The following is a 15,649-nucleotide window of genomic DNA, read 5'->3' on the forward strand; positions in this document are numbered from 1 at the left end:
GGGCGCTACGAGGCCGGATCGCGGCCGTCGTCCCAGCCGCCCAGGGCCTTGTACAAATCCACCGCATTCACCAGCCGGCGCTGTTGCAGCCGGATGTATTGCTGTTCGGATTCGAACAGGCTGCGCTGGGCTTCCAGCATCTCCAGGTAGTCGGCCACGCCGCGCGCATAGCGGCGCTCGGCCAGCCGCTGGCGTTCTCGGTCGGCGTCGCGCACTTTGCGCTGCGCCTCGATCTGGTCGCGCAGCGCGTCGCGCGCCGACAGGGCGTCGGCGACGTCGCGGAACGCTGCCTGCACACTGCCTTCGTACTGCGCCACCGCGATATGACGGCGGGTTTCGGCCAGCGACAGGTTGGCGCGGTTGCGGCCGGCGTTGAAGATCGGCAGCGTCAGTCGCGGCGCGAAGGTCCAGTTGCCGGTGCCGGCGCTGAACAGGTCCGAAAAGCTGCCGGCGGTGGTGCCGATATCGGTGGTCAGTTGCACCGACGGGAAGAAGGCCGCGCGCGCCGCGCCGATGTCGGCGTTGGCGGCCCGCAGCACATTCTCGGCCTGGCGCAGGTCGGGGCGGCGCATCAGCAGGTCCGACGGCAGGCCGGCCGCCAGCGGCGTCAGGCTCTGGCTTTCCAGCGGCGCCGGGTCGATGCCCGCCGCCAGCGAGAAATCACCCGCCAACAGGCCCAGCGCATGCCGCGCCAGGCTGGCCTCGCGGGTCAGGTCGGCGCGGGTGGCGCGCGAGGTTTCCACCAGCATCTCGGCGGTGCGCAGGCCGATGGCGGTTTCCAGCCCGGCATCGAAGCGGCGCCGGGTCAGCTTCAGCGTCGTCTCGCGCAGCGCCAGCGTGCTGTCCGTCAGGCGCAGTTGCTCGGCCAGCGAGCGCTGGTTGAAGTAGGCCGTGGCGGTTTCGGCCACCAACGCCAGCGTGGCGGCGCGGTGCGCCTCGGCGCTGGCCAGGTAGCGCGACAGCGCCGCGTCTGACAGGCTTTTCACGCGGCCAAAGAAATCCAGCTCGAACGCGGTGATGCCGACGGCGGCGCGATAGCGGTTGGCGACCGGCATGCGCGGCTGGCCGGGTTCCACGGCGCGGCCGCGGCTGAATTCGCCGCTGCCGTCGATAGCGGGCAGGCGTTCCGACTGCTGCACGCCGTACAGCGCGCGCGCCTCTTCGATGCGCAGCGCTGCCACGCGCAGGTCGCGGTTGTTGGCCAGCGCGGCCTCGATCCAGGCTTGCAGCGCCGGGTCGTTGAAATAGGCGCGCCAGTCTTGCGGCGGCGCGGCTTGGCCGGTTTGGGCCGGCGTGTCGTACTGCGCCGGCACGGGCGCCGCGGGGCGCTCATAGGTCGGCGCCAGCGAGCAGCCGGACAAGGCCAGCGCCAGCAGGGTCATGGCCATGGACTTCATGGCGTGGTCTCCAGCGATTCGCGGGCCGGGGGCCGCGCGGGGCGGGCGCGCATGCCAACCATGCGCCCCACGATAAGAAAGAACAGCGGCACCAGGAACACCGCCAGCACGGTGGCCGTGATGATCCCGCCCAGCACGCCGGTGCCGATGGCCGCCTGCGCGCCAGACGCGGCGCCGGTGGCCAGCGCCAGCGGCAGCACGCCCACGCCGAATGCCAGCGAGGTCATCACGATGGGGCGCAGCCGCAACCGCGCCGCTTCCAGCGTGGCCGACAGAATGCCCTGGCCGTCGCGCACCAGGTCCTTGGCGACCTCCACGATCAGAATCGCGTTCTTGGCCGACAGGCCGATGGTGGCGATCAGCCCGACCTTGAAATAGATGTCGTTGGGCATGCCGCGCACCGTCACGCCCAAGAGCGCGCCGATGACGCCCAGCGGCACCACCAGGATCACGGCCAGCGGGATGGACCAGCTTTCGTACAGCGCGGCCAGGGCCAGGAACACGATCAGCACCGACAGCGCGAACAGCACCGGCGCCTGGTTGCCGGACAGCCGTTCTTCGTACGACTGCCCCGACCAGTCAAAGCCGATGCCGCGCGGCAGCTCGGCCGCCAGCGATTCCATCGCACGCATGGCCTCGCCGCTGCTGTGCCCCGGCGCCGCCGACCCGTTCAGCGTGAACGACGGAAAGCCGTTGTAGCGGTTCAGCTGCGGCGGGCCCATGTCCCACTTCAGCGTGGCGAAGGCCGACAGCGGCACCATCTGGCCTTGCAGGTTGCGCACGTGCAGCCGCGAAATGTCGTCGACGTCGACGCGGCGCTTGCCATCGGCCTGCACCATCACGCGCCGCACCTGACCGTTCAGCATGAAGTCGCCGATATAGTCCGACCCATACATCACCGCCAGCGCGGTATTGATCTCGTCGATCGGCACGCCCATGGCCTGCGCCTTGTCGCGGTCCACGCGCAATTGCAGCTGCGGCGCCTCTTCCTGGCCGGCGAACACCACTTCGGTCAGCGCCGGATGCTTGGCGGCGGCCGCCAGCAATTTCTGGCGCGCCTCGGTCAGGGCCTGGTAGCCCAGGCCGCCGCGGTCCTGCAGCCGGAAGTCAAAGCCCGACGTCGAGCCCAGGTCCGGCAGCGGCGGCGAGTTCAGCGCGAACACCATCAGGTTCTTGCGGTCGGCGAAGGCGGCGTTGATGCGCTTGACCACCGCGTCCACATGCAGCGACGCCGCGCGGCGTTCTTTCCAGTCTTTCAGCGTCACGAAGAACATGGCCGAATTCGGGCCGCTGCCGTACTGGCTGAAGCCGTTGACCGAATACACGTACTGCACCGGCTCATGCTCCATCATGTAGCGTTCCACGTCCTTCACCACGGCCATGGTCTCGGCCTGGGGCGAGCCCTGCGGCAGGATCACCATGGCCATGAAGCTGCCCTGGTCCTCGTCCGGCAGGAACGACGACGGCAGCCGCGCAAACAGCAGCGCGGCCACGCCGATCACCAGCAGGTAGGCCAGGCCGAAGCGCACCGGCCGCGCCAGCACGCCCGACACGCGCGCCGTGTAGCGCACCGTCAGGCGCGCGAAGGCGCGGTTGAACCAGCCGAAGAAGCCGCGCTTTTCGTGGTGGCCGGCGGGAATCGGCTTGAGCAGGCTGGCGCACAGCGCGGGCGTCAGCGACAGCGCCAGGAAGGCCGAAAAGGCGATCGACACGGCGAGCGTCACGGCGAACTGGCGGTAGATGTTGCCCACGGCGCCGTCAAAGAACGCCATCGGCACGAACACCGACACCAGCACCACCGTGATGCCGACGATGGCGCCGCTGATCTGGCCCATGGCCTTGACCGTGGCGTCATGCGGCGACAGGCCTTCCTCGGCCATGATGCGCTCGACGTTCTCGACCACCACGATGGCATCGTCCACAAGAATGCCGATGGCCAGCACCATGCCGAACATGGTCAGCACGTTGATCGAATAGCCCAGCGCCAGCATCACCCCCAGCGTACCCAGCAGCGCCACCGGCACCACCAGCGTCGGAATCAGCGTGGCGCGCAGGTTCTGCATGAACAGGTACATCACGCAGAACACCAGCGCCACGGCCTCAAGCAGCGTCATCAGCACCTTCTGGATCGAGATCTCGACGAAGGTCGAGGTCTCGTACGGAATGTCCCAGGTGACGCCGGGCGGGAAGTACTGCGCCAGCTCGCGCATCGTGTCGCGGATGCGGCGGGTGGTCTCGACCGCGTTCGACCCCGGCGCCAGCTTGATGCCCAGGCCGGTGCCGGTCAGGCCGTTCACCCGCGACAGATACATATAGTCAGTGCCGCCCAGTTCCACCCGCGCCACGTCCTTCAGGCGCAGGGTGGCGCCGCCCGGCTGCGCGCGCAGCGGGATGTTGCCGAACTGCTCGGGCGTGTGCAGCGATTCGCCGGCCACGATGCTGGCGTTCAGCGGCGCGTCTTTCGGCACGGCCTGGTTGCCCAGTTCGCCGATGGTGACGCGCGCGTTGTGGCTGCGCAGGGCCGTCACGATGTCGCCGGGCGTCAGCGACAGCGCGGTCAGCTTGGCCGGGTCGGGCCAGATGCGCATCGCCGCTTCGGCGCCGAACGACTGCACCTTGCCCACGCCTTCCACGCGTCGCAGCGCCTGCAGGACGTTGGACGCCGCCAGTTCGCCCAGCTGCATGTCGTCCAGGCTGCCGTCCGACTTCAGCGACACCACCAGCTGGATGTTGTCGGCGGCCTTTTCCACCCGCACGCCGTCGCGGCGCACGGATTCGGGCAGGCGCGGCTCGACCGCCTTCAGCCGGTTCTGCACTTCCACCGCCGCGATGTCGGGGTTGGTGCCCTGCTTGAAGGTCAGGTTGATGCTGGCCCAGCCGGTCGAATCGCTGCTGGACGAGGTGTACATCAGGCCCGGGGCGCCGTTCATCTCGCGTTCGATGATGGCGGTGACGGCCTCTTCGACCACCTTGGCCGAGGCGCCGGGGTAGCTGGCGCCGATGTTCACGACGGGCGGAGCGATGTCCGGATACTGCGCCACCGGCAGCGCGCGGATCGACAACAGGCCGACCAACGCGATCAGCAGCGAGATCACCCACGCGAAGACGGGGCGATCGATAAAGAAACGCGCCATGGCGGTTACCTTTTTTCCTGGTTTCCTGCGGCCGGGGCGGGCGCCGTGGGCGCCGCGCGCTCGACCGGTTTGATCGTCTGGCCGGGGGCCAGCTGCGTGACGTTCTCGACGACCACGCGTTCACCGCCCGACAGCCCCTGCGTGATGACCCAGTTCGGCCCCAGCAGGCGATGCGCCGTCACGGCAATGCTGCGCAACGCGCCGTCGTCGCCCGCCACCAGCAGGTGCGCGCCATCGGCGCCGCGCAGCAGCGCATTGCGCGGCACCAGGTAGGTGTCGCGGTTGACGGCCTGCGCCAGCCGCACCCGCACGTACATGCCGGGCAGCAGTTCGCGTTCGGGGTTGTCGAACACGGCGCGCAGGGTGATGTTGTCGGTGCCGGGGTCGACCGCCAGGTCCGAGAACGACAGCGTGCCGCCGCGCCCGTATTCCGACCCGTCGGGCAGCACCAGCCGCACCCGCACCTGGTCGGGCGCGACGCCCTGCACGGCGCCCGCGCGAATCTGCTTCTGCAACTGCATGACCTCGGCCGCCGGTTGCGAGAAGTTGACGTAGATCGGGTCCAGCTGCTGCACCACCGTCAGCGGCGTGGCCTGGCCTTCGCCCACCAGCGCGCCTTCGGTCACCAGCGCCCGGCGGGCGCGGCCATCGATCGGCGAGGTGACGCGGGCGTAGTCCAGTTTCAGCTTGGCGCTTTGCAGGTTGGCGCGGGCCAGCGCCACTTCGGCGCGGGCCTGGCGTTCCTGGGCCACGCTTTCGGCGTGGTCGCGTTCGCTGATGGCGCGGTCCGACACCAGGTCGGCGTAGCGGCGCAGCTTGTCGGCCGCGGCCGACAGATTGGCCTGGGCGCGCGCCAGCGACGCGGCTTCGGAATCGTAGGCGGCCTGCAGCGGCGCCGGGTCGATCTGGAACAGCGGCGCGCCGCGCGTGACTTCCTGGCCTTCTTCATACAGGCGGCGGATCACGATGCCGGCCACCCGGGCGCGGACCTCGGCCTCGCGATAGGGCTCCAGGCGGCCGGGCAGTTCGCTGGCCACGGCCGTGGGCGTGGGCCGGGCCACGATGACGCCGACTTCGGCGGGCGCCTTGGCGGCTTCAGAAGCATCCTTGGGCGAGCAAGCGGAAACAAGAACCACTACGGTTGCGAGAGCGAGCGCTCTCAGGGGGACTGGGTGCGTCATTTTCTAAAAATTATTGTGGTGCGCCCGGGGAGGGCGAGAGAGGGAAGTGCGCGGGTTTTCCCTGTGGGGCACGCAGTCTATCATTTAATCCGTCATGCTTGATTAATTGTTTTGTTCAAAAGTATGCTGGCGCCTGCACACATATTTACAGTGCGCCATCGGCGGCCGCCGCAAGTCGGGCCGCCGTTTTCTTGTCCCTTTCCCGTCAACCCTTTTCAAGGAGATCTTTGTATGGCCCGCAAGACGAAAGAAGAATCCCAACGCACCCGCGACCGCATCCTGGACGCTGCCGAACACGTGTTCCTGTCCAAGGGGGTGGCCAGCACCACCATGAGCGATATTGCCGATTTCGCGGGTGTGTCCCGGGGCGCCGTCTACGGCCATTACAAGAACAAGATCGACGTCTGCATCGCCATGTGCGACCGCGCGCTGGGCGAAGCCGCACCCATGACCCGGGTGTCGACCGAGGGCGAGGCGCTCGAATCGCTCTATACCTCCATGCGCCAGTACGTGCAGATCTACGCCGAGGAAGGCTCGGTGCAGCGCGTGCTGGAAATCCTGTATCTCAAGTGCGAACGCAGCGACGAGAACGCGCCGCTCCTGCGCCGGCGCGACCTGTGGGAACGCCACGCCCTGCGCACGTCCGAAAAACTGCTGCGCGCCGCCGTCAGCCGCGACGACCTGCCGCGCGCCCTGGACGTGCGCCTGTCCAATGTCTATCTGCATTCCCTGATCGAAGGCGTGTTCGGCACCATCTGTTGGTCCGACCGCCTCAAGGGCGATATCTGGCCGCGCGTCGAGCGCATGCTCCGCGCCGCCATCGACACCCTGCGCCTGTCGCCGCAACTGCGGCTGCCGCAAGGCGCCTGAGCGCGCCTGAACGCCCCCGGCCACCCACCGCGCCGGGCCGCGCCCCTACAATCCGGGCATGACCCTCAAGCAACTCGAAGCCTTCTATTGGGCCGCCACCTGCGCCAGTTTCGCCGTGGCGGCCGAGCGCCTGCACCTGTCGGTGTCGTCGCTGTCCAAGCGCATCACCGAGCTCGAGGAAGCGCTGGGTCAGCCGCTGTTCGACCGCAGCGGCCACAAGGCCGTGCTCACCGATGCCGGCCAGCGGCTGGTGCCGCAGGCGCGCGAACTGCTGGCCGCGGCCGACCAGATCCGCGCATCCCTGGCCGAAACGCCCGGCCTGCGCGGCCGTTGCCGCTTCGGCGTCGGCGAATTGACCGCGCTGACCTGGCTGCCGCGCCTGATCGGCGTGGTGCGCGCCGCCTACCCCGACCTGGTGCTGGAACCCTACGTGGACATCGGCCAGGTACTGGAGCAACGGGTCGCCGACGGCGAACTGGATTTCGCGGTCATCGCCGGGCGCTCGTCGCGGGCCAACATCGCCTCGTCGCCCATCGGCCAGGCCGCGTTCTCGTGGGCCGCCGCCCCGGCGGTGCTGGGCGGTGAAACCCGCATGTCGCCCGCGCTGCTGGCACGCCTGCCGCTGGTGACCCTGCCCGAAGGCGCGGGCACCACCCGCATCATCGACGACTGGCTGGCCGGGCGCGACATCGCCGGCCAGCGGCTCTCGTGCAACAACTGGGGCGCCATCGCGGGTCTCTTGATCGAGGGCACCGGCGTCGGGCTGCTGCCCAGCCATTGGGCCCAGGCGCTGCAGGCCGAAGGCAGCCTCACCGTGCTGCAAGGCGACCCGGAACCGGCCGCGCTGCCGTATTCCTTCCAGCACCGGCGCGACGATACCCGCCCGCTGGTCGCCCGGCTGCGGGAATCGGTGCTGGCGGCCGTGGATTTCTCGGCGCCTTGCCGGCTGCCGTGACGGCGCCCGCCTTCGGGGCGGGGCGTTTCGCAGGCGGGGGCGTCCGCAAGGCGGTCGCCGGGCAGGCCATTTAGGCCTTCGACAGCCGCCGCTCTATACAATCGCCGCGCGCCTGGCGCAGAATCCAACAAGAACGTGCGCAACGGGGGGATGGGCCCGGCGATGCAGCACGGCTCAGGGTCTGTTCCCTCATTGCCGGGCGGCGCGCCGCTGGCGGGCAGGGAAGCCGACCCCCTGAATCGACGGAGATCATTCATGCGTAAACTTTGCCTCGCCATGGCCATGGCGGGAATGCTGGCCAGCGGATTGGCGCACGCCCAGTCCACCCTGCGTATCGGCCTGCAAGACGATCCGGACGTGCTCGACCCGGTGCGCGCCCGCACTTTCGTGGGCCGTATCGTGTTCGCCTCGCTGTGCGACAAGCTGGTCGACATCACCCCGGACCTGAAGTTCGTGCCGCAGCTGGCGCAGTCATGGTCCACCAGCCCCGACAACAAGACGCTGACCTTCAAGCTGCGCACCGACGCCGTGTTCCATGACGGCACCCCGGTCAACGCCGCCGCGGTCAAGGCCAACCTGGACCGCGCCCGCACGCTGCCTGACAGCAACCGCAAGAGCGAACTGGCCACCGTGGCCAGCGTCGATGCGCCGGACGCCGAGACCGTGGTGCTGCACCTGGCCGAACCCGACGCCTCGCTGCTGTCGCAGCTGTCGGACCGCGCGGGCATGATGATCTCGCCGGCCTCGTTCGACAAAGACCCCGGCGGCAAGCCGGTGTGCTCGGGCCCCTACCAGTTCAAGGAACGGGTCCAGAACGACCGCATCGTGCTCGAGAAATTCCCCAAGTACTGGGACGCCGGCAACTATCACTTCGACCGCGTCGTCTTCACGCCGATTCCCGACAACACCGTGCGCCTGAACAACCTGCGCGCCGGCGACCTGGACATCATCGAGCGCGTGGCCCCCAGCGACGCCAAGGCCGTCAAGGACGACCCCAACCTGCGCCTGGCGCCGGTCACGGGCCTGGGCTTCCAGTCGATTTCCGTCAACCTGGGCAACGGCGCGCGCGCTAACAACCCGCTGGCCAAAGACAAGCGCGTGCGCCAGGCGCTGGACCTGGCCATCGACCGCGACGTGCTCAACCAGGTCATTGGCGAAGGCCAGTACCAGCCGGCCTACCAGCCGTTCCCGCCGGCCAGCTTTGCCTACAACAAGTCGTTCGAGCACAGCGGCCGCGATCCCAAGAAGGCGCAGGCGCTCTTGAAGGAAGCGGGCTTTGACCGCGTCAAGTTCGAGATCACCTTCGGCAACAACACCACCATGCAGCAGGTGTTCGAACTGGTGCAGGCCATGGGCGCCGAAGCCGGCTTCGACATCACCCTGCGTCCGGTCGAATTCGCTTCGCTGCAATCGTCGCTGGCCCGCGGCGACTTCGAAGTCGGCCAGAGCGGCTGGTCCGGCCGGGTCGATCCCAGCGGCAACATCCACCAGTACGTCAGCTGCAAGGGCAACCTGAACGACGGCAAGTTCTGCGACGCGGAAACCGACAAGCTGCTCAACGATGCCCGCGCCGAACCCGACACGGCCAAGCGCCGCGCCATGTACGACAAGGTGCTGTCGGTCATGCAGGACCAGCGTCCCATCGTCTACCTGTTCTACCTGCCCTGGACCTTCGGCGCGCAGAAGAAGCTGGACGGCTTCGTGCCGTACCCCGATGGCCTGATCCGCCTGAAGGGCGTCAGCCTCGCCAAGAAATAAGCCCTGATCGCGGGACCCGGCAAACGGGTCCCGTTTTTACTTATTGCTGCGGCCACCGGCTTCCCGCCGTCCGCAACAGGATCGCACCATGTTTACGACTCGCCCGGAAATCCTCGGCACCTTCGGTGTCGTGACCTCTACCCACTGGCTGGCCAGCTCGGCCGGCATGTCGCTGCTGGAACGCGGCGGCAACGCCTTCGACGCCTGTGTCGCTTCGGCCTTCGTGCTGCAAGTGGTGGAACCCCACCTGGTCGGCCCGGCCGGCGAAGTGCCCGCGGTGTTCTATTCCGCCCGCACCCAGAAGCTGGAAGTGCTGTGCGGCCAGGGCACCACGCCGGCCGGCGCCACGCTGGACCGCTACCGCGCCGAAGGCCTCAAACTCATCCCCGGCAACGGCCTCCTGGCCACCGTCATTCCCGGCGCGTTCGATGCCTGGATGCAGCTGCTGCGCGACCACGGCACCATGCGGGTGCGCGACGTGCTCGAACCCGCAATCTATTACGCCGAGCACGGCCATGCGCTGATGCCGCGCATCTCCAACACCATCGCCGGCCTGAAGGACTTCTTCCAGACCCACTGGCCCACCACCGCCGAGATCTACGTGCCCGGCGGCAACGTGCCCGAGGCCCGCAAGCTGTTCCGCAACCCTGCGCTGGCCCGCACCTGGACTCGCGTGCTGCAGGCCGCCGAACAGGCCGGCGGCGACCGCGAGCGCCAGATCGAGGCTGCCCGCGACGCGTTCTACCGCGGCTTCGTGGCCGAGGCCATCGACCGGTTCGCCCGCGGCAACGAGGTCATGGACGAAAGCGGCGAACGCCATCGCGGCGTCATCACCGCCGACGATCTGGCCGGCTGGTCGGCCAGCTACGACAAGCCCGCGACCTACGATTACCACGGCTACACCGTCGCCAAGGCCGGCGCCTGGAGCCAGGGGCCGGTGTTCCTGCAAACGCTGGCGCTGCTCAAAGAAATGGACCTGGCCGGCGTCGGGCCGAACAGCGCCGAATTCGTGCACCGGGTCACCGAGGCCATGAAGCTGGCCTTCGCCGACCGCGAGGCCTACTACGGCGATCCCGCCTTCGTCGACGTGCCGCTGGACCAGTTGCTGTCCGACGACTACAACGCCGCGCGCCGCGCCCTGATCGGCGAGCAGGCCTCGCACGAACTGCAGCCCGGCGTGATTCCCGGCTTCGAAGCCCAGGTCGCCCGCGTCATGGACACCTTGCAACGCCTGTCCAAGGTCTCGGCGCCCGGCAGCGTCACCAACGAGCCGACCCTGGCCGACATGCGCGCCTCGGTCAAGCGCGGCGACACCACCCACGTGGACGTCATCGACCGCTGGGGCAACATGATCTCGGCCACGCCGTCGGGCGGCTGGTTCCAGTCTTCGCCGGTCATTCCGGAACTGGGCTTCGGCCTGAATACCCGCGCCCAGATGTTCTGGCTGGAAGAAGGCCTGCCCGGCACGCTGGCGCCCGGCAAGCGCCCGCGCACCACGCTCACCCCGTCCCTGGCCTTGCGCGACGGCCGGCCCTACCTGGCCTTCGGCACCCCGGGCGGCGACCAGCAGGAACAGTGGCAACTGCTGTTCTTCCTGCGCCACGTGCACCATGGCTTGAACCTGCAGGAAGCCATCGACCTGCCCATGTCGCACACCATGCACTTCCCGTCGTCGTTCTATCCGCGCGACCGCAAGCCGGGCCACCTGGCGGTCGAAAGCGGCTTCGGCGTCGATACCATCGAGGCCCTGCGTGCGCGCGGGCACCAGATCGAGGAAGTGCCGCAATGGTCGGTCGGCCGCCTGACCGCCGCCTCGCGCGACGCCGACGGCCTGCTGCACGCCGCGGCCACGCCGCGCCTGATGCAGGCCTACGCCGTCGGTCGCTAGGCCTTCAGGCTATCGGGCCACAGGACCGCGCGGCGGCTTGCGCTGCCGCGCGAGCCGCCGCGGTTGCGGCGATTTGCCGCCATGGGCTATCTTTTGCCCATGACGCCAAACCAGCAGAGCCCGGTGACAGGGGCTCGTCCCCTGACGGGACAAGAACCTCTCTTCATCGTCCTGAATACCGGCTCCGGGCGCGGCGACGCGCAAGTGTTGCAGGACACCATCCGCCGCGTGCTCGACGAGGCCGGCCGCCCCTACCAGCTGATGCCCGTCGACGACCCATCGCGGCTGACCGAGACCGCGCAGGCGGCCGTGGCCAACGCCCGCGAGTCGCAAGGCATCGTGGTGGCCGCTGGCGGCGACGGCACGCTCAATGCGGTCGCCAGCCAGGTGGTGGGGCAGGGCGTGCCGTTCGGCATCCTGCCGCAGGGCACCTTCAACTACTTCGGCCGCCGCTACGGCATCTCGCAAGACACCGAACCCGCGCTGCGCGGCCTCTTGGCCGGCGAACTGCGGCCGGTGCAGGTGGGCATGCTCAATGGCCGCCTCTTCCTGGTCAACGCCAGCCTGGGCCTGTATCCGCAATTGCTCGAAGACCGCGAGGCCTACAAGCAGCGCTTTGGCCGCAGCCGCCTGGTGGCCTTGTGGTCCGGCCTGGTGACCCTGCTGCGCGCCCCGCGCCAGCTCAGCCTGCGGCTCGAATACGAAGGGCGCGCGCGCGACCTGCGCTCGCCGACGCTGGTGGTGGGCAACAACCGCCTGCAACTCGAACACATCGGCATCGACCCCACCGAACTCGACCGCAACCGCCTGGTCGCCATGGCCGCGCGTCCGGTGGGAACGCTGGCGCTGTACGGCCTGCTGCTGCGCGGCCTGTTCAGCCGCCTGGGCGACGCCGAACACGTCATCAGCTTCGCCTTCGACCGTCTCACCGTGGCCATCCGCGGACGCCATCGGGTCAAGGTCGCGATGGACGGTGAAATTTCCTGGATGGACACCCCGCTCGAATTCAAGGTGTCCGAGCATCCCTTGCCGCTGGTGGTGCCGGCGGACGCCCACGCCGGAGCGCGCCCATGACGCGCATCCTGCAGTTCTCGGACACCCACTTCGGCACCGAGCGCAAACCGGTGGTCGAGGCCGCGCTGGACCTGGCCCGGTCGCTGGCCCCGGACCTGGTCGTCATCAGCGGCGACATCACCCAGCGCGCCCGCCGCGGCCAGTTCGCCGCCGCCCGCAAGTTCATCGAACGCCTGTCGCTGCCGGTGCTGGCCGTGCCGGGCAACCACGACATTCCTCTCTACAACGTCTTTGCCCGGGCGCTCAATCCCTACGGCAACTACAAGCGGGCGCTGGGCGCCGTGCTCGAGCCCGTCTTCGAGAACGCCGGGCTGCTGGCCATCGGCGTCAATACCACCCGACCGCGGCGCCACAAGGATGGCGAGATCTCCGATGCGCAGATCGCCCGGGTGGCGCAGCGCCTGCGCCAGGCCAGGCCAGGCCAGTTGCGGGTCGTGGTGGCGCACCATCCGGTGCGCGCCAAGGTCGAATCCGATCGCCACAATCTGCTGTTCGGCCGCGAACGCGCGCTGGCGGCCTGGGCCCAGGCCGGCATCGACCTGATCCTGGGCGGCCACATCCACCTGCCTTACGTGCTGCCGGCCAGTGCAGACCCGGCGCTCGCAGCCGGTTGGGTGGTGCAGGCCGGCACCACCTGCTCGCGCCGGGTGCGCGGCAGCATCCCCAATTCGGTCAACCTCATCACACGCGAACCCTCGGGCGAGGGGCAGGTCTGCCACGTCGAGCGCTGGGACTACGCCGCCGCCACCCACGCCTTCGCCCCGGTCGACAAGACCCTGGTGTCGGGATAGCGGGGGGCACGATGACCGCCGCCTATGCCGAGTGGGTCGCCTCCCACGCGCTGCTCCTCTTGATCCTGTTGCCGCTGGCGTCGGCGGCCTTGGCGGTGGCGCTGGCCCGCGCTTATGTGCTGGCCCGTCCATCCGCCCGTCTGGCCGGCTTTGCCGGTGTGGTGGGGCTGGCTTGTGCGGCATTCCTGTCCCTGGCGGCCGCGGTCACCCGGCCTGGCGGCGTGGTCGAATTCGACAGCGCCCTGGCGTCTGCGCTCAGCATGTCGCTGTCCGATTCGCTGTTGTGGCTGCTGTCGTGGTTCACCACCCTGGGCGATCGCGATTTCCTGACCGTCATCGCCGTGGCCATGACCGCCACGCTGCTGCTGCGGCGGCAATGGCTGCTGGCCGCCTTCTGCGCGGCCGCCACCGGCGGGGGCGGTGCGCTCAACTGGCTGCTCAAGCATGGCTTTGAACGCGTCCGGCCCGAGCACGACCACGGTTTCGCCACCGCGGTGGGGTGGAGCTTTCCCAGCGGCCACGCCTCGGCCGCCATGGCGGTGTACGGTGCGGCCTGCTATCTGGCCTGGCGCCTGGCGCCCCGGCCGTGGCGCCTGCCCGGGGTAGCCCTGGCCGCCGCGCTGGTCATGGCGATCGGGCTCAGCCGCATCCTGTTGCAGGTGCATTTCGCCAGCGACGTCGCCGCCGGCTTTGCCATCAGTTTCGCCTGGCTGGCGCTCTGCGCGGCCGCGGCCGAGCGCCTGGGCCGCTCATCGCGGCAGGATCAGGGCGTTCAGTAACCGTGCCTGCGGCTCGCCGGCAGAGGCCGGGCGCAGCGGCGCGCAGGCATAGCGCCCGCCGGCCGTGGCAATCGCCTGGTCCAGCCGGCGCGCCCGCTCCGGGGGCGGTGGTTCCAGGTCCACGATCAGTTTGCCCGCCACCTGCGCCGTCACCTCGCCGTCGCTGAAGCGTTCCAGCGTGCGGTCGATCTCGCGTTCGCGCGGCAGCGCCAGCACGATGGTGTCCGATTCGGCCAGCGCCTCGCGGGCCGAGGTCGCCAACGTGGCGCTGCCCCGAAAATCTTCGCAGCGGTCCGGGTCGATGTCATAGACCGTCAGGGCGATGTCGGGCTCGGCCGCCAGCAGCCGCCGTGCCGCCAGCGTGCCGGTGCGGCCCATGCCCACGATGCTGATCCGCGGGCTCATGGCTTGGGCACCGACCAGGTGCTGACGATATGCGCCAGCGGCTCGTCCGACCCGGCGGCGGTCAGGATGACCTCGCCCGCCGACAGCCGGCCCACCTTCAGCAGCCGCGCATCGGCATGAATCGCCCCGGCCGGGCTTTTCCGCAGGAAATTGATGGTCAGGCTGGCCGTCACGGCGTGGGCCTGCCCGGTGGCGCCGACCACCGCCGCATACATGGCCAGGTCTGCCAGCCCCATCAGCATGGGTCCGGCCACGATGCCGCCCAGCCGCTGGTGGCTGTCGCGGGCAGGCAGCACCGCCAGCGCGGTGCCGCGGCCGATCTGCTGCACCTCGATGCCCAGCAGCAGCGAAAACGGGTGTTGTTCGGCCAGCAGCAGGCGAAAGTCGGCCAGGCTGATCAGCGGCGCCTCGGCATCGGCGCAGGGCAGGGTGGTGGCGGTCATCGTTGTTCCAGCGCGTTGCAGTAGTGATCCAGGAGGACGTCGGCCCGCTGGCCCAGGGATTTCAGGCGATGGGTGTGCAGCAGCAGCAACAGGCCGATGAGATAGGTGAAGACATTCATCTGCTCGGCCAGGACGGTTTCCGGGGGCCAGGCCTTGGTCCGCCCCAGGGCGACACCCACCAGGTCCACGCATTGGCGCAACCGGCCGTTGAGCTGTTCGTCCATGTCGCGGCCCAGGCCGCGCGGCCCCAGCCCCTGGAACAGGTACAGGCCCAGGGAGAAATCGGTGCGGCGCTCGGCGTAGTAGCCAAAGAAGGCCTGGATTGCCCGGCGCGCGGCCGTGGCCGCCTCGCCGCCCGCTGTCGCCGCTGCCAGATGCGTGTGCAGCCGCTGCAGGGATTCGTCGAGCAGGGCGCCGTACAGGATCTCCTTGCCCCCGAACCAGGGGTAGATCGCGCCTGTGGTGCACCCCGCCTCCTTGGCGATCGCGCGCAGCGTGGTCTTTTCCAGGCCGTCGCGCTCGAACACGCGTTGCGCGGCGTCCAGGATCATCTGGCGGCGCAGGGCGCTCAGGCGTTCATTGCGGTCGGCGCGTTGGGTCGGGGTGGGCATGTTTCCAGGAAGCCGCGGCGGGCCATCGGGGTATCTCGGTGTTCTCAAATAATATCGATGATTTATTTATATAACAACGTTATTGAAACTGACGCGAAAGATCGGACCCAATCCTCAAGGGCGGCTCGGGCAAACGCAGGTCAAGGGGTCTTGCGGGATGGGAAAGGCGCCTGAAAGAAACGCCCTCGATGCGGCTCATTTATTAGGGCCAGGGCTGAAAGTCGCATGGATACGTGGTCGTTTGCAAAACGCCGGGTTAGCCCTAGTGCCATTGGCGCGATGTTGCAATATCCCAACAGGGCTGTCGCAAACCTGCACTTTTCTGACCCGGACCATAGCCAGCCCCCCTGATTTTTGATGCAA

Annotated in this window: 13 protein-coding genes; 7 read left to right on the top strand and 6 right to left on the bottom strand. The window is 68.8% G+C overall.

Annotated features, from left to right (window positions below; translation table 11 throughout):
* Positions 1-5: 5 nt before the first annotated feature.
* From oprZ to HV798_RS00970, 3 genes are read right to left on the bottom strand one after another with little or no spacing between them, the layout of a single operon-like run.
* The gene (oprZ, locus tag HV798_RS00960) at positions 6-1,397 is read right to left on the bottom strand and encodes a multidrug efflux RND transporter outer membrane subunit OprZ (protein ID WP_175190966.1); all 1,392 of its coding nucleotides are present in this window, start codon (positions 1,395-1,397) and stop codon (positions 6-8) included.
* A complete protein-coding gene (gene axyY, locus HV798_RS00965; protein WP_175190967.1) occupies positions 1,394-4,531 on the bottom strand; it encodes a multidrug efflux RND transporter permease subunit AxyY in 3,138 nt (1,045 codons plus the stop codon). Before axyY ends, oprZ begins: the two co-directional genes overlap by 4 nt.
* A 5-nt stretch (positions 4,532-4,536) precedes the next feature.
* Positions 4,537-5,712: a MexX/AxyX family multidrug efflux RND transporter periplasmic adaptor subunit gene (locus HV798_RS00970; RefSeq protein WP_175190968.1), complete on the bottom strand. Its 1,176-nt coding sequence runs from the start codon at positions 5,710-5,712 to the stop codon at positions 4,537-4,539.
* 231 nt (positions 5,713-5,943) lie between these two features.
* Between HV798_RS00970 and axyZ the strand changes: the two genes are divergently transcribed.
* The 7 genes from axyZ (at position 5,944) to HV798_RS01005 (ending at position 13,827) form a co-directional block, all read left to right on the top strand.
* Complete coding sequence (gene axyZ, locus HV798_RS00975; RefSeq protein ID WP_025137046.1) at positions 5,944-6,582, top strand: multidrug efflux transcriptional repressor AxyZ; 639 nt, start codon at positions 5,944-5,946, stop codon at positions 6,580-6,582.
* Positions 6,583-6,640: 58 nt separating this feature from the next.
* On the top strand, positions 6,641-7,537 hold the full coding sequence (locus tag HV798_RS00980; RefSeq protein WP_175190969.1) for a LysR family transcriptional regulator: 897 nt from the start codon (positions 6,641-6,643) through the stop codon (positions 7,535-7,537).
* Positions 7,538-7,792: 255 nt separating this feature from the next.
* Positions 7,793-9,295: an ABC transporter substrate-binding protein gene (locus HV798_RS00985; RefSeq protein WP_175190970.1), complete on the top strand. Its 1,503-nt coding sequence runs from the start codon at positions 7,793-7,795 to the stop codon at positions 9,293-9,295.
* 88 nt (positions 9,296-9,383) lie between these two features.
* Positions 9,384-11,183 (top strand): gamma-glutamyltransferase family protein, encoded by a 1,800-nt coding sequence (locus tag HV798_RS00990; protein WP_175190971.1) that lies wholly within the window; start codon positions 9,384-9,386, stop codon positions 11,181-11,183.
* A 99-nt stretch (positions 11,184-11,282) separates the two neighbouring features.
* Entirely contained in the window at positions 11,283-12,257 is a 975-nt protein-coding gene (locus HV798_RS00995; protein WP_175191119.1) for a diacylglycerol/lipid kinase family protein, read from the top strand.
* Positions 12,254-13,048, top strand: coding sequence for a metallophosphoesterase family protein (locus tag HV798_RS01000; protein ID WP_175190972.1), 795 nt, complete (start codon positions 12,254-12,256; stop codon positions 13,046-13,048). Before HV798_RS00995 ends, HV798_RS01000 begins: the two co-directional genes overlap by 4 nt.
* Positions 13,049-13,059: 11 nt before the next feature.
* The gene (locus HV798_RS01005; protein WP_175190973.1) at positions 13,060-13,827 is read left to right on the top strand and encodes a phosphatase PAP2 family protein; all 768 of its coding nucleotides are present in this window, start codon (positions 13,060-13,062) and stop codon (positions 13,825-13,827) included.
* Here the strand turns inward: HV798_RS01005 and HV798_RS01010 are convergent.
* The 3 genes from HV798_RS01010 to HV798_RS01020 are packed head-to-tail and all read right to left on the bottom strand — an operon-like array spanning position 13,798 to position 15,286.
* Positions 13,798-14,232 carry an NAD(P)-binding domain-containing protein gene (locus tag HV798_RS01010; RefSeq protein WP_025137053.1) on the bottom strand — a complete coding sequence of 145 codons (435 nt, stop codon included), beginning with the start codon at positions 14,230-14,232 and terminating at the stop codon, positions 13,798-13,800. The genes HV798_RS01005 and HV798_RS01010 overlap by 30 nt on opposite strands.
* Positions 14,229-14,675 (bottom strand): PaaI family thioesterase, encoded by a 447-nt coding sequence (locus tag HV798_RS01015; protein ID WP_029953715.1) that lies wholly within the window; start codon positions 14,673-14,675, stop codon positions 14,229-14,231. Before HV798_RS01015 ends, HV798_RS01010 begins: the two co-directional genes overlap by 4 nt.
* The gene (locus tag HV798_RS01020; RefSeq protein ID WP_175190974.1) at positions 14,672-15,286 is read right to left on the bottom strand and encodes a TetR/AcrR family transcriptional regulator; all 615 of its coding nucleotides are present in this window, start codon (positions 15,284-15,286) and stop codon (positions 14,672-14,674) included. The genes HV798_RS01015 and HV798_RS01020 overlap by 4 nt, the downstream gene beginning before the upstream one ends.
* Positions 15,287-15,649: the final 363 nt, after the last annotated feature.

It is taken from the genome of Achromobacter deleyi, assembly GCF_902859705.1.
Classification (GTDB): domain Bacteria; phylum Pseudomonadota; class Gammaproteobacteria; order Burkholderiales; family Burkholderiaceae_B; genus Achromobacter; species Achromobacter deleyi.

Bases quoted from the DNA above. Each gene is read 5' to 3' on its own strand.
- HV798_RS01005 (WP_175190973.1), top strand. From the start codon at position 13,060: ATGACCGCCGCCTATGCCGAGTGGGTCGCCTCCCACGCGCTGCTCCTC.
- HV798_RS00980 (WP_175190969.1), top strand. From the start codon at position 6,641: ATGACCCTCAAGCAACTCGAAGCCTTCTATTGGGCCGCCACCTGCGCC.
- HV798_RS01010 (WP_025137053.1), bottom strand. From the start codon at position 14,232: ATGAGCCCGCGGATCAGCATCGTGGGCATGGGCCGCACCGGCACGCTG.
- oprZ (WP_175190966.1), bottom strand. From the start codon at position 1,397: ATGAAGTCCATGGCCATGACCCTGCTGGCGCTGGCCTTGTCCGGCTGC.
- HV798_RS01000 (WP_175190972.1), top strand. From the start codon at position 12,254: ATGACGCGCATCCTGCAGTTCTCGGACACCCACTTCGGCACCGAGCGC.
- HV798_RS00995 (WP_175191119.1), top strand. From the start codon at position 11,283: ATGACGCCAAACCAGCAGAGCCCGGTGACAGGGGCTCGTCCCCTGACG.
- HV798_RS00990 (WP_175190971.1), top strand. From the start codon at position 9,384: ATGTTTACGACTCGCCCGGAAATCCTCGGCACCTTCGGTGTCGTGACC.
- HV798_RS01020 (WP_175190974.1), bottom strand. From the start codon at position 15,286: ATGCCCACCCCGACCCAACGCGCCGACCGCAATGAACGCCTGAGCGCC.
- HV798_RS01015 (WP_029953715.1), bottom strand. From the start codon at position 14,675: ATGACCGCCACCACCCTGCCCTGCGCCGATGCCGAGGCGCCGCTGATC.
- axyZ (WP_025137046.1), top strand. From the start codon at position 5,944: ATGGCCCGCAAGACGAAAGAAGAATCCCAACGCACCCGCGACCGCATC.
- HV798_RS00970 (WP_175190968.1), bottom strand. From the start codon at position 5,712: ATGACGCACCCAGTCCCCCTGAGAGCGCTCGCTCTCGCAACCGTAGTG.
- axyY (WP_175190967.1), bottom strand. From the start codon at position 4,531: ATGGCGCGTTTCTTTATCGATCGCCCCGTCTTCGCGTGGGTGATCTCG.
- HV798_RS00985 (WP_175190970.1), top strand. From the start codon at position 7,793: ATGCGTAAACTTTGCCTCGCCATGGCCATGGCGGGAATGCTGGCCAGC.